Origin of the sequence: Vibrio sp. CDRSL-10 TSBA, assembly GCA_039696685.1 — a bacterium.
GTDB lineage: Bacteria > Pseudomonadota > Gammaproteobacteria > Enterobacterales > Vibrionaceae > Vibrio.
The window spans coordinates 1,327,388-1,340,372 of the sequence record CP155566.1; the positions used below are offsets into that span (position 1 = coordinate 1,327,388).

Consider the following 12,985-nt stretch of genomic DNA (forward strand, 5'->3'; position numbering starts at 1 on the left):
TGTATTTATTATTGGCCAAGCGCTCGCACAGGCCGGTATCGGCCTGCGGCGCTTAGCTCTTAGGATAGTTTACCAGAAAACAGCGGCCCGGCGGCAGTGTGTCTGCTATCGCGCGCTGTCCATAGCGGATGAGGGAAACGGTATCCGTCGCTGACTGAGCTGCACCGTCAGCGGCTGAGACCGCGCTGCTCTTTGCCGCTGACACTGCACTGCTCTCTGCAGTTGAGACTGCGGCTTGCGGTTGCTGCGCAGGATCCTGTATCTCAATAGGCTCTTTCGGGCCGAGGAATTTTGGCTGGGTATCAAAGATATACAGATCAAAAAATGCTTTTGTACGGGCAAACACTTCGCGCAAACGCACCTGAAAGCCAGAGTGATTAGACGGTCCGGCAACGGCCAGACACTTGGCATGAATATCATGGTGCTCGGCAATAAACAGCGCTCGTTCGCAGTGGAAACGCTGAGTAATGATCAGAAAGTCATCGGTATCGAAAATCCGTTTGGCCCGTACAATCGAGTCCAGGGTACGAAACCCGGCGTAATCGAGATAAATCTGCTGATCCGGCACGCCGGCTTTGAGCAGGTCGCGCTTCATGGTCCACGGCTCATTATAGGAGCGATGGGCATTATCACCGCTGAGCAGAAAGCCGTTTACTTTACCTTGCTGATAAAGTTCGATCGCGGCGTTAATGCGGTGAGTATAGTAATCGTTAAGTGTGCGTCCCAGGTACTTGCTGGTGCCCAGCACCACTGCAACCTGAAATTTAGGAACCTGGGTAATATCGTTAATGATGCTATCGCTGGCTTGCCAACTGACCCAACGGTCAATGGAAAAAATCACCACAACACCAGCCAGCAGGCTGAGCAGGGCGCGGCGCAGCCATAAGCGCCACCGCATGCGACGCAGCAGGGTTGTGCAGCGAGTCAGGACGACTCTGGGGGTTAAATTTGACGGTTTCTTTGTGCCCATAGGCCAATTACAACAAAGCTGATGACAATAATGCCAAACATCATGCCTTGCTCTAAATCAGAGAGTGTCCGAGTCAGGTAAGGGCTTGCTTTAATTATGATTAATCCATAACCAAACGCGTTAATCATAATAAAAATAACGGTGCGCACAATAAAGTGCTGGTTGCGCAGTACGCGGCGCAGCAGGGCGTTAATTTCACCGCCACACATCACCAGCAAGCAGGCGATCAGTGCGGTTGAAATTTCACTGAGGTAGGGCGCAATGTAATGCCCGGCCGGGGCGAAAAAACTCATCATATCCGTATCTGTCTTCAATGATCCCTGTGACGGAACAAAGTCGCGGCACTATGTAATGCAAATGAATGCAATCCACAGTGCCGCGACTTAACCATGCTCAGTCAGCATGAGAGATTAGGTAGCTGACAGCGTTCTGATTAGAACGATGTACGCTTATAGCGACGGTAAACAGGCTGCCAGAAGTGCTGATCGATTGCTACTTCCAGTGCTTCATCTGTGATTTCCAGCGCAACACCTTGCTCAATCGCTTTCTTCGCAACCGCAAAAGCAATCTTCTTCGATACCGAATGAATAGATTCCAGCGGTGGCAGCAGCGGGCCGTGACCATTAATCGCCAGCGGAGAACACAGTGCCAGTGCACGGCTTGATTCCATCAGCATTTCGTCGGTAACACGCTTCGCGCCAACCGCCAGTACGCCCAGGCCGATACCCGGGAAGATGTAGCTGTTGTTACATTGCGCGATAGGGTAAGTCTTACCTTCGTTGATCACAGGGTCGAACGGGCTGCCGGTCGCAACCAGAGCTTCACCGTTGGTCCAGCGAATGATGTCACTTGGCGTCGCTTCAACACGGCTGGTCGGGTTAGACAGCGGGAAGATAATCGGGCGCGGGCAGTGCTGATGCATCTCTTTAATCACATCTTCACTGAACAGGCCAGGCGCGCCGGATACACCAATCAGAACCGTTGGTTTTGCTTGACGTACAACGTCCAGCAGTGAGTAGCCGCTGCCTTCTGTAGTCCAGTCGGCGATGTTGGCTTTCTTCTGAACCAGACGTTGTTGGAAGTCCAGCAGGTTAATCATGCCTTCTTCCAGCAGACCCCAGCGGTCAACCATGTAAACCTGAGAAACGTGCCTGATCGTCTGAAATACCTTCAGAGACCATCTGGGCGATAATCGCTTCAGCGATACCACAACCGGCAGAACCTGCGCCCAGGAAAGTGATACGTTGCTCAGACAGTTTGCTGCCTGCTGCGCGACAAGCGGCCAGCAGAGAACCTACGGTAACGGCCGCTGTGCCCTGAATGTCATCGTTGAAACAGCAGATACGGTTTTTGTAGCGCTCCAGCAGCGGCATCGCGTTTTTCTGTGCGAAGTCTTCGAACTGGATCAGAGCTTCCGGCCAGCGGTGTTGTACTGCCTGGATGAAATCTTCCACGAACGCATCGTATTCAGCGCCGGTAATACGCGGATGACGCCAGCCCATGTACATAGGGTCAGCCAGACGCTGCGGGTTGTTAGTACCCACATCCAGAACGATAGGCAGAGTGTAAGCCGGGCTGATACCGCCACACGCGGTGTACAGCGACAGTTTACCGATTGGAATACCCATACCGCCGATACCCTGGTCACCCAGACCAAGGATACGCTCGCCGTCGGTCACAACGATCACTTTTACGTTGTGGTTGGCTGCGTTGTTCAGCAGATCATCGATACGGTCACGGTTGGCGTAAGAGATGAAGAGGCCACGGCCACGACGGTAGATGTTAGAGAAGTTTTCACATGCAGCACCAACGGTCGGTGTGTAGATGATTGGCATCATCTCTGTGATGTGGTTTTGTACCAAACGGTAGAATAAGGTTTCGTTTGTATCCTGGATGTTGCGTAAGTAGATGTGCTTGTCCATATCGCTTTCAAAGCTGCGATATTGCTGGTAGGCACGAACGACTTGTTCCTGTATTGTTTCCGTGGCTTCAGGCAGAAGCCCTTCAAGGTTAAATGAGGCACGCTCTTCAGCGGAAAATGCGCTGCCTTTGTTTAAAAGAGGGGTACCCATAAGAGCTGGGCCAGCATAAGGGATATATAGCGGACGTTTGTCGTTATTCATTTTCGACCTTTGTAGGGATGAACGGGAAACTTAAAAATGATAACGGCTTAGCCAGCACCTTGTAAATAGACAACCGGCCTTCATCAGGCGATTATTCTGCTAAAAATACGCAATATTTTCATTACAGGCCCGAAATAGCCATTTAACACCGCTTTGATGTGGTGCAGACCATATTCAACCTGATAATTATCCTTATTCAACCACGTTTTTTGTTTAACTATGCACTCACTTCCAATAGATACGCTAAAGGCCACTTTTCTGACCCGGCTCACCGACCACGACTTGGTGGTCGAAGCGGAAACTGGTTCCGGTAAATCAACCCGTTTGCCTGTGTGGGCGGCGGAACAAGGCCGGGTACTGGTCATTGAGCCGCGTCGCATCGCCTGTACTTCTCTGGCTGAGTACCTGGCCGGGCAACGCAATGAAAAAGTCGGTGTTTCGGTCGGTTATGCCATCAAACTGGAAAATCGCTTCAGTGACGCGTCCTCCATCGTATTTGTGACCCCTGGTGTCGCACTGCGCTGGTTTGCTGAAGACGGGCTGGCCCGCTTTGAGACCATTATGGTGGATGAATTTCACGAACGGCGCTGGGACACAGATTTACTGGTCGCGCTGCTCAGGCAGGCCGCCACGCACCGGTTGGTGGTGACGTCGGCCACGCTGCAAGCGCAGCGTCTGGCCTCTTATCTTTCCGCCGAGCGTTTGCAGGCCAGCGGGCGAGTGTATGAGGTCGATATTGAATACCGCGCCGCAGAGAGTCGTCAGCTGCCGGACAGTCGTCATTTAGCCGAGCGGATTAAACAGGAAGTGTTAAATGCCCTGCAACAGACCGAGGCTGATATTCTGGTGTTTCTGCCGGGGCGTAAAGAGATTCAGCAGTGCCAGCAGATGCTCGGCAGCCAGCATGATCTGCTGGTGGTACCTCTGCATGCGTCTGTCAGTGACAGTGAGCGTACCCTGGCGCTCAACCCGCAACCGTGCCAGAAAGTGGTGCTGGCCACCAACGTGGCAGAAACCTCGCTTACCATCCCCAATATTGCCTGTGTGATTGACTCTGGTCTGGAGCGGCGCAATGAACAGCGTAATGGCCGCACCGCGCTGATCCTGAAGTCTATTTCCCAGGCCAGCGCCAAGCAGCGCGCCGGTCGGGCCGGACGGGTGATGCAGGGACGGGCGATTCGCTTATATGGCCAGCACGCGGTGCTGGATGCGGTCACGCCGCCACAGCTGCAGCGCGAAGATCTGACCGAAGCCATGCTGGCGGCTGCCAGTTGCGGCGTGCAGCTGGACCAGATTGAGTTTCTCGAAACTCTGCCGGATAAAACCGTAAGCCAGGCGCGCGCGATGCTGACCGGCATTGGGGCGCTGGATGATGAAGGTAATATTACCGAACATGGCCGCCAGTTGGCGCCGTTGCCGGTCGATGCCTTATATGCCGACCTGGTGGCGCGTATTACGCCCAAGGCACTCAAAGAGGCCATGGTGGACCTGACGGCTGCCTTAGCGGTGCCTGCCAGCTTATATACGCTGTCAGGCAGTGAAGAGCAGCAAGAACAACTGGCGCGGGATGAACCTCTGGGCTGCGATGCTCAGTTACTGATCCAACTGGTGCGTGGCGCGTCATTTCCCGGCGTCAATCCGGATGCCGAAGCGCTGCGTGAAGCGCGCGGGCTTGCGCAGCAGATGCGCGATATCTATCAGCTACCGGATTTAGACGTTGCCTCCCGCTACCAACAGCCCGATCTGGCACGAGCGATTGCTGCCTTGCATCCTGAGCTGTTGTTTGTGCGCCGCGAAACGCCGTACTGAGGCGCTGGCGAATGGTCAGATGGAAGTGATGTGCGGGCGTCATAGTCGCATGCCTGAAAGCGCGCAGGCGGCGCTGGTGCTGGATCAGCACAGCCTGCCCGGGCGAGGGGTGAAACAAACCCTGACTCTTGCCACCGTGATGATGCCGGTTTCTGTTGCGCTTATTGAAGAGCTTGAGCTGGGAGAATGGCAACAGGCGGATACCGTGCAAGAACAAGCTCAGCTCATGACGGTGCTTAATTTGGTGTATGCCGGACGTGTGGTTGCCAGCCGCACGGTCGAAGCGAGCGGCGAGCTGGCGCTCAAACCTCTGGTTGATGCGGTAATGGCCGGCGAGTGTCTGCCAGGTTTCGCCACGCTGCGTCAGCAGCAGATTGCCTGGTGGAAGCTGTATGTTGAACTTGGTTTGGATGACAATACCAATCAGCACCATGATCTGACCTTCGAGCAGTGGTTTGAACAGCAGTTGCAAACCCTGGGCGTTGAAAGCCTGGATGATTTACAACTGTTTGACGCGGAGGATCTACCGTTTGAGGGCATACCGTACTGGGAGCTGGATGAGTTCGCACAATCACACCCGTTTGAGCTCAGTCTGGGTGACCTGAATCTCACGGTGGAGTACTACATCAAACGCAAGCTTATCCATGTGGTATATAAAAGCGGGTTACGCAAAACCGTGCCGAAACGCTGGGAGCTGCCGCGCTGGCCCGGTTATAAGGTGCAGTTTAAGAAAGCGAGCCGCATTGTCGATATTCATTAGCTTGCGTTTAGTTCGTAAGTGTATCGCGCGGGTTAACACTCGGCGAGTAGGCTAATTTGTTAGCGGCCTGAAATATTAATCAAGCAGAGTGAGAGTTTATTGTCTTTGATCAAATATTGTTACCATTTTGATTTTTATATAGCACTAAGTGTTGAAGACGATGCATAAAAGAACGTTTTTATATATCGCATTGCTATATAAGAAATCCGGCATATGATGATGTTAAGCGAAACCAAAGATGTCGGAGGACAGAATGGCGAACACAAATCGAATCTCTGTCGTGTTTGATTACACCAGTTTTCTGGGCACATCTTGCACGAAAAAATGGACATTTTCCGATGCGCTGGTTTCATTCGCACCTGTATTCGGTACCGTATGGCACGACACGGTCAGAGATGGCAAGAGCCATGAAGAGCGATTATGGGAAATGGCACTGCAGCGCTTATCGAGCCGTCGCAGTGATGAATCGAACCTGGTGACTCTGGTCAAACTGGCCAAGCTGGAAGGGATTCAGGAACTGAAACTGGTCATGCCGTATTCGCTTGAACCGGAACAGATCAATGCGATCCAGGCGCGCGGCGAGGCTGAGATCAAAGCCACCGCACCGGAAGAGTTTATTATCACGCTTTAAGTTATTACGCTTTAGGTGATAACGCTTTAAGTGATAACGATCGCTTACCGTAACGACGCTTAAGTGACAGAGAAAAATTGCGCACAGAGCTAAACGCTCGTTGCACAATACGAGAGAAATGAAACGGGGCCGATTGTTCGGCCCCGTTTTTTATCTTTGGTATCTGATGCCAGGCAGCACCTGGCATATTACCGCAGCTTGGTTAGTCGATCAGACCGTACTCTTTTTTCAGCACGTCGATGATTTCCTGCTTCGGATTGCTACTCAGCTCAATCTTGTGACCGACAATCTTCTCGGCAATGCCTAAGTAAGTGCGTGAGATATCCATCAGCGCTTCCAGCGGCAGGGCGTTATCACGCGCCAGTGCTTCACGCTCAGGCATACGCTCTTTGTTAAGCAGAATGTCTGGATCAGGGAAGTAGTTAAGCAGGAACTGACGGAAACCTTCTTTCGAGTTTTCAACGATGTTACCTGCCTGGTACTCTTTCGCATCCCAGATACGTGATGAATCAGGCGTGCCCACTTCATCCATGTAGATAAGTTTTTCAACGCCGTTGGCATCGTTAACGTAACCAAATTCAAATTTGGTATCGACAAAAATCTGGTCAATCGCCTGCAGCGCGTTACTGATCACACCGAAACCTTCTTTCAGTAGTTTCTCGTACAGTGCGATGTCAGAAGCTTTGCTGAAGTTGAATGCCGCAAAGTTGTCTTCAATGTTCTTACGGGTGATGTTGACATCGTCCGCTTCCGGTACGCCCGGAATACCTTTCAGAATGCCTTTGGTCGATGGTGTCATCAGCAGTTCTGGCAGGGCTTTGTCTTTCTCCAGACCTTCCGGCAGCTCAATACCACAGAATTCACGTTCGCCTTTTGAGTAAGCGCGCCACATGGAACCTGTGATGTACTGGCGGCAAATCGCTTCAATCTTGATAGGTTTGGCTTTTTGTACGATCCAGACAAACGGATGAGGAATATCAAGAATGTGGCTGTCAGCCAGGCCGTTGTCTTTAAACAGTTTAAACCAGTGGTTAGAGATCGCGTTCAGTGCCGCGCCTTTACCCGGAACACCCTGTACGCCACCTTCGGCATGCCAGATACAGTCAAACGCAGAGATACGGTCACTGATGACCATGATCGCCAGCGGCGCATCTTCAGCCACGTTGTAGCCTTTCTCTTTAATCAGGCGACGGCTGTCTTGTTCGGTTAACCAGTAAACAGAGCGGACTTTACCACTGTGTACCGGCTGGTTGGTGCGGATCGGGAGGTCGTCATTGACGGCAAGAACTTGGTCAGCAAGGCTCATTTAGACATTCCTATCTTGTTTCAAACGTCGTTGAGAGAAGATATCCGTAGCGTAAAAACGGGATGAGATATCGAATACTGAGCGCATCATACCAGAACTATTTTCTGTCGCCAGAGAAAAAGCAAACGTTTGCCTGATTTGCTTGGGATAGTGTGCTGCATAGTGTCGTTGTGCTGCATGTTCCGCTTAAAAAGGGTGGCTGACTCTATAGGATGAGTGGCACAAGCTCAATACCAGAAACTGGCCGGTATTGAGGTTGGGCTTGTGCAAGATGGAATAATCTTAAGTAGCTGGTGTGAGCATGAAATTTACTGGGTTGCCGTTTCTGCTAACTCTTTGCTTTGGGCATTTGGGGCCAAAGCGTTTTTATAGCGCAGCATGTAGTCGATTTTGCCGCCTTTTTTGAACAGTTTATCGAAGCCTTTTTGGCTGAATTGGTCAAACTGACCCATCTCTTTTACGGTTCGGTTCGAGCCACCCACGTTGTTGCTTTGCATTGCCAGGATGTATTCGCTCACGGTTTTTACTGCTTTCGCGTAACCGTCCGTCGAGTTTAAATCGAAAGTAGCGGTATTGATTTCTTTGCGCAGTTTCTTTAGACCAGTAAAACTCCAGAAATGGCACAGGCTGTTTTGGCTTATCCCAGCTTATATCACGGGTAAAGTACATCAGCGAACGATACTGATCGTTGGCAAAATTGCTCAGGCCAAGGGCGGCAGGAAGTTGCTGATAACTGATGGCCTGACCGTTTTGGTCAAATAACCAGGTATTACCATCCTTTGCCATCGCCTTCCAGAAGTCATCCATGCTTTTTAAATCACGGTAATCTTTATCTACCGCGACATGGATATTGAAGTCTGGGCCGCCCTGGGGCATCTGGTAAAAGACGTTGAAGGTATGATGGCCGTCCGTTAAAAAGTATTCACCGTTTGGCGCTATGACGACGGTTTTCATATCTTGTTTACGAGTCCCGACATCAGACTCACATTTGAATGTAGATGGTTCATTCGGCTGGGCATTGTCTTGAATGCTTTCTACGCCTTTCTGGCCATTGGCTTCACAGATCTCATCAAACATTTTCTCCCGGTCGAACTGGTAGCGGCCCAGTTTATACATGATTTGATCGTACCCGACAGAAGGTTGCGTTGGTTGCAATTGGTGTAAAGCTACGTTGATGATATCACCCTCATTCACATCGCTGGCGTGTGCCGATAGGGTGAAAAGGCTCAGGGCACCAAGGGCCGTAATAATAACTTTATGATTCATGGGGTTCTCAGCTTTGCGGGAAAATAAACTAGCAAGGTAATGAGAGTTTATTGCAGGAAAGTTTCTGTATTGTTTCATTGAGTGCTGAGAGTGTATCAAGGTGTGAGTATGAGTTTGAGCATAGCCGGCAGCGGGCTGCTGAGTGGTTCAGCAACCCGTTAGCGCAGTAAAACGGCCGATCAGAGGCCAAATGCTGTTGCTGCCTTGTTGTAGTCATACTCTATCTGAGCTCTCAGCACCTCGTGAACCAAACCAGCCGGGATCTTTTGTGCCAGCAGGGAAGTGTCGTAGTGAATATTGGCTATTCGTTCGTTTTTCCAGTCGGTTAACAGGGTTGTAATTTGGTCTTTAGTCATGGTGTGTTTGATGGTTTCGATACTCAGACTTTCAATGACATTCGATGCCAGGGCCGGTGCTGACAGTGCCAGCAATGAAACAGCAATGAGTTTGGTCACAAATTTCATGATGTGTTCTTTATGGTTAAGCGGCGCAACGCTTTTTTCTCGATCATGCATCGCGACTGACACCTTGTTCATTCGGTCGTCGCCGATGCGATTTCATGCCCTTGCGCAGCGTAAACAGTTCCGGATAAGTTTCAGGCCAGCTGAGGTTGATCGGCGGCAGGACATGTGACGCGCTTAACAAAATAATAGTTCACCATGTTCTCTGTGTGTACTTGCTCTGAGGCATATACGTGGGCGATAACTGGCAGGTTATAAGCGCTGAAACCGGAAGGCTGTATCCGGTTTACAAAGTGGCCCGCATCCGGATTTAGCATGGTCTTTGTTCAGGATACGGGCTGATAAGGATATCTAATCCTGTGGTATCTCCTGGTATGAAATCATTTTTGCGGTATCAAAAAACTCTTTGATATAAGGATGCGGCTTTTTTGAATCGTGCAGACGAATCAGAATAATTTCGAGCGCTTCACTGTATTCTGGCCAAATGTGAACAAGATGCCCTTTGCTAATATGCTCCCTGGCAACAGAGCTCGGCACACAAGCGACGCCATTACCATGAATCGCCATCGGCAGCAACGACTCAGAAATGGTCGACTGGAACACAACAGACAGCTTTTTCGCTTGCGGCGTTCTACTGAACAACGGAAGAGAAAGTTCGTGCAACTGTGAGGAAGGCGCATAAGTGAGGTGAGGAATGAGGCTGTCCTCGAGCCGCTCGGCAGGAAATGAGGCACCGCATACCCAGATAAGCGCATCATCTGCTAACTTAACCACTTCAAATTCATCCGATTCGAAATACTTGGTATCACCTGAGCCTCGGTAGAACAGCAGACAATCCGCTCGTTGAGACTGCAAAGCAGCCTGATAACCGGTGACGGAGCGAACACCTGAATCGATACTGGTGACCATTGGGCTTTCCATCTGGCTTAACACCTGGGTAAACCATTGAGGGAAAAAGTTACAGGCGAGAGTATGCAAAGATGCAATCGTCATTGGATTGGGTTTATTGGCGACCATTTCCTCGCATCGCTCTGCCATTTGCACCATTTCAGCTGCCACCGGATAGAGCCTTTTTCCTTCTGGCGTCAGCCGGACTGGTGTTTGGCTTCGGTCGAATAGCTCTACATTAAGGTGTTGTTCTAATTGCTGAATTCTCCTGCTAAATGCCGCCTGGGACGAGGCGTTAAGCTGGGCCGCCAACGAAAATTTCTGGCAGTCTGCAAGTGTGATGAAATCCTTTAACCAGCGAATGTTCATTGCCTGTCTCCATTTGAATCTATTATCGAATTTTTGCATAACCTATGCAAAATACGAGACATTAAATCCTTTCAATTGACCCATGTAAACGCCTATGTTGTCACTATGTGAACACGGAATCTGATTCGAACTGTCAGCGTAAGCTGAGTAATAAAAGGACTTAATATGAAACTGAATACGTTAGCCATGATTGTTTCCGGGCTGCTGGCCAGCACCGTTGCGACGCACAGCTATGCCAATCTTAAAGACGACATCATTGAACGAGGCAGCCTGAAATGTGGCATTTCCAGCGACAAAATGGGCTTCTCCTACATTAATGACCAGGGCAAGTGGACTGGGATGGACGTGGATTACTGCCGTGCAGTCGCGGCTGCTGTACTGGGTTCGCCGGACAAAGTCGAGTTCATTACCACGACGTCGAAGAACCGCTTTACCTCGCTGGCATCCGGCGAAATTGACATCCTTTCCCGCTCGACGACCTGGACTGTATCGCGTGACGCAAAACTTGGTGCAGACTTCACCACAATCTGGTTCTATGACGGCCAGGGCTTTATGGTGCGTAAATCTCTGGGAGTAAAATCGGCCACGGAACTGGACGGCGCAACCTTCTGCTTATCTCCTGGCACCACTTCTGAACACAATCTGGCGGATTACTTTGGCTCAAAAGGGCTGACTTACCGCTCAGTGGTGTTTGAAAAAACCGAAGAGCTTTACGCTGCTTATCAGAAAGGGCGCTGTGATGCGTTGACCAATGATGTGACCGGCCTGGCTGCGCGCCGTACTCTGTTTAAGGATCCGGATGAACACATGATCCTTCCTGAGGTTATCTCAAAAGAGCCTCTTGGTCCGTATGTGAAACAGGGTGAAAACGAATGGCGCGACATTGTAACTATGGTGGGGAACGCACTGATTGAAGCGGAAGAGCTTAATGTGACCCAAGCCAATGCTGCCGAGCTGGCCAAAACAACCAACAAACCGGGCATTAAGCGTCTGCTGGGTACGGAAGGAAGCTTAGGTACGGACTTAGGCCTTAGTCAGGACTGGGCTTTGAAAGCGATCGAGGCGACCGGCAACTACGGCGAGATCTTTGCGCACCATGTCGGCCAGAAACTCTCCACTTAAATTTGAACGTGGTGCGAACGCTTTGTACACCGAAGGCGGCCTGATGTATGCCCCCCCTTTCCGTTAATCATATAGTCATGTCAGCCTGTGTCTAAGCAGGCTGGCCATCCACGGACAGGAGAGAAATGCAATGAAACTCACCAAAGGGACGTTAATTGACTGGGGGCAGCAAGCCCTGCTGTTAATTACCGTCACGCTACTATTTTTATATCTGGGCACCAATGCCTCGGAGAATATCGCCAAGCTTGGTATCACCACAGGATTTGATTTTCTGCATGAGCGTGCTGGCTACGATATTTCTTTCAGCCTGCTTGATTATGACCAGAATGATACCTACCTCCAGGCGTATTACGTCGGCGTGGCTAACACTCTGCTCGTTTCCTTTTTAAGCATTATTTTTGCCACCATTCTCGGCTTTATCATCGGTGTTGGCCGGGTATCGAATAACTGGGTAATCAGTAAACTTAGCCGCACTTACGTTGAGTTCATCCGCAATGTGCCGTTGGTGGTCCAGCTTGTGTGGTGGTATGCACTGTTTTTGAGTCTGCCGCCGGTGCGGAACAGTATTCAGATCTTCGATGATGTTTACCTCTCAAACCGAGGTCTGGCTATTCCTCATTTGTCGTTGCAGGGCTGGGGCGGTTATGTCTTTTGCGCGCTGCTGCTGTCATGCCTGCTGGCATTTCTGTACCGTCGCCGCGTGGTCAGCCAGGTCAGATGGACCGGCTTTCATCCGGTTTTGTGGCCACGTTTACTGGCGATCATTGTATTGCCGCCTTTGCTGGTTTTGATTGCGGCCATTGTCCTGGGGCATATGGAATTTAGTGCGCCCAAACTGACTGGTTTTAACTTTCGTGGCGGCATGATCGTCATCCCCGAGCTGGTGGCACTGTGGGTTGCGTTATCGGTCTACAGCGCCAGTTACATTGCTGAAATCGTACGCGGCTGTATTCAGTCCATCGCCAAAGGTCAGCACGAAGCGGGCAAAGCTCTGGGATTCAATGACTCGGCGATTATGTGGAAACTGATTGTTCCGCAAGCCGTGTACCCGATGATTCCGCAGATCACCAGTGTGTATCTCAACATCATCAAAAACTCCTCGTTAGGCGTGGTCATCGGCTTTATGGAGTTAGTCTCTTCAACCGGCGGCACCACTCTGAATAATACCGGGCAAGCCATTGAATGTATTTTGATTGTGATGGGCACCTACTGTGTATTCAGTCTGATCACCAGTGTGCTGATGAACTGGTATAACTCACACGTTGCGATAGGGAAGTGAT

10 protein-coding genes and 2 pseudogenes are annotated in these 12,985 nt (G+C 50.7%); 4 read left to right on the top strand and 8 right to left on the bottom strand.

What is annotated here, in order from left to right; all coding sequences use genetic code 11:
* Positions 1-52: 52 nt before the first annotated feature.
* From ABDK09_13560 to ABDK09_13570, 3 genes and pseudogenes are all read right to left on the bottom strand, one after another.
* Positions 53-970 carry an ElyC/SanA/YdcF family protein gene (locus ABDK09_13560; protein XAW90429.1) on the bottom strand — a complete coding sequence of 306 codons (918 nt, stop codon included), beginning with the start codon at positions 968-970 and terminating at the stop codon, positions 53-55.
* Positions 943-1,266, bottom strand: coding sequence for a DUF3392 domain-containing protein (locus ABDK09_13565; GenBank protein XAW90430.1), 324 nt, complete (start codon positions 1,264-1,266; stop codon positions 943-945). Before ABDK09_13565 ends, ABDK09_13560 begins: the two co-directional genes overlap by 28 nt.
* Positions 1,267-1,403: 137 nt before the next feature.
* A pseudogene (locus ABDK09_13570) lies at positions 1,404-3,093 on the bottom strand (NAD-dependent malic enzyme).
* A 219-nt stretch (positions 3,094-3,312) separates the two neighbouring features.
* Here ABDK09_13570 and ABDK09_13575 point away from each other — a divergent pair.
* A pseudogene (locus tag ABDK09_13575) lies at positions 3,313-5,662 on the top strand (helicase-related protein).
* 238 nt (positions 5,663-5,900) lie between these two features.
* A complete protein-coding gene (locus ABDK09_13580) occupies positions 5,901-6,293 on the top strand; it encodes a transporter (protein XAW90431.1) in 393 nt (130 codons plus the stop codon).
* A 202-nt stretch (positions 6,294-6,495) separates the two neighbouring features.
* On the opposite strand, the gene ABDK09_13585 is transcribed toward ABDK09_13580, so the two are convergent.
* From ABDK09_13585 to ABDK09_13605, 5 genes are all read right to left on the bottom strand, one after another.
* Complete coding sequence (locus ABDK09_13585; protein XAW90432.1) at positions 6,496-7,599, bottom strand: phosphoribosylaminoimidazolesuccinocarboxamide synthase; 1,104 nt, start codon at positions 7,597-7,599, stop codon at positions 6,496-6,498.
* 308 nt (positions 7,600-7,907) lie between these two features.
* A complete protein-coding gene (locus tag ABDK09_13590; GenBank protein ID XAW90433.1) occupies positions 7,908-8,051 on the bottom strand; it encodes a hypothetical protein in 144 nt (47 codons plus the stop codon).
* Entirely contained in the window at positions 8,038-8,865 is an 828-nt protein-coding gene (locus ABDK09_13595; protein ID XAW90434.1) for a ParB/Srx family N-terminal domain-containing protein, read from the bottom strand. Before ABDK09_13595 ends, ABDK09_13590 begins: the two co-directional genes overlap by 14 nt.
* A 179-nt stretch (positions 8,866-9,044) precedes the next feature.
* Positions 9,045-9,401 (bottom strand): hypothetical protein, encoded by a 357-nt coding sequence (locus ABDK09_13600; GenBank protein XAW90435.1) that lies wholly within the window; start codon positions 9,399-9,401, stop codon positions 9,045-9,047.
* A 276-nt stretch (positions 9,402-9,677) separates the two neighbouring features.
* Positions 9,678-10,583, bottom strand: a complete 906-nt coding sequence (locus ABDK09_13605; protein XAW90436.1) for a LysR family transcriptional regulator — start codon at positions 10,581-10,583, stop codon at positions 9,678-9,680.
* A 165-nt stretch (positions 10,584-10,748) separates the two neighbouring features.
* Between ABDK09_13605 and ABDK09_13610 the strand changes: the two genes are divergently transcribed.
* Positions 10,749-11,705 carry an amino acid ABC transporter substrate-binding protein gene (locus ABDK09_13610; protein XAW90437.1) on the top strand — a complete coding sequence of 319 codons (957 nt, stop codon included), beginning with the start codon at positions 10,749-10,751 and terminating at the stop codon, positions 11,703-11,705.
* 130 nt (positions 11,706-11,835) lie between these two features.
* Positions 11,836-12,984 carry an ABC transporter permease subunit gene (locus ABDK09_13615; GenBank protein XAW90438.1) on the top strand — a complete coding sequence of 383 codons (1,149 nt, stop codon included), beginning with the start codon at positions 11,836-11,838 and terminating at the stop codon, positions 12,982-12,984.
* The last annotated feature ends 1 nt before the right edge of the window (position 12,985 follow it).

What these genes read in the sequence shown, in the direction of transcription:
- ABDK09_13560 (XAW90429.1), bottom strand. Translation starts at nt 970, where the DNA reads ATGGGCACAAAGAAACCGTCAAATTTAACCCCCAGAGTCGTCCTGACT.
- ABDK09_13565 (XAW90430.1), bottom strand. Translation starts at nt 1,266, where the DNA reads ATGATGAGTTTTTTCGCCCCGGCCGGGCATTACATTGCGCCCTACCTC.
- ABDK09_13580 (XAW90431.1), top strand. Translation starts at nt 5,901, where the DNA reads ATGTCGGAGGACAGAATGGCGAACACAAATCGAATCTCTGTCGTGTTT.
- ABDK09_13585 (XAW90432.1), bottom strand. Translation starts at nt 7,599, where the DNA reads ATGAGCCTTGCTGACCAAGTTCTTGCCGTCAATGACGACCTCCCGATC.
- ABDK09_13590 (XAW90433.1), bottom strand. Translation starts at nt 8,051, where the DNA reads ATGGGTCAGTTTGACCAATTCAGCCAAAAAGGCTTCGATAAACTGTTC.
- ABDK09_13595 (XAW90434.1), bottom strand. Translation starts at nt 8,865, where the DNA reads ATGAATCATAAAGTTATTATTACGGCCCTTGGTGCCCTGAGCCTTTTC.
- ABDK09_13600 (XAW90435.1), bottom strand. Translation starts at nt 9,401, where the DNA reads ATGAACAAGGTGTCAGTCGCGATGCATGATCGAGAAAAAAGCGTTGCG.
- ABDK09_13605 (XAW90436.1), bottom strand. Translation starts at nt 10,583, where the DNA reads ATGAACATTCGCTGGTTAAAGGATTTCATCACACTTGCAGACTGCCAG.
- ABDK09_13610 (XAW90437.1), top strand. Translation starts at nt 10,749, where the DNA reads ATGAAACTGAATACGTTAGCCATGATTGTTTCCGGGCTGCTGGCCAGC.
- ABDK09_13615 (XAW90438.1), top strand. Translation starts at nt 11,836, where the DNA reads ATGAAACTCACCAAAGGGACGTTAATTGACTGGGGGCAGCAAGCCCTG.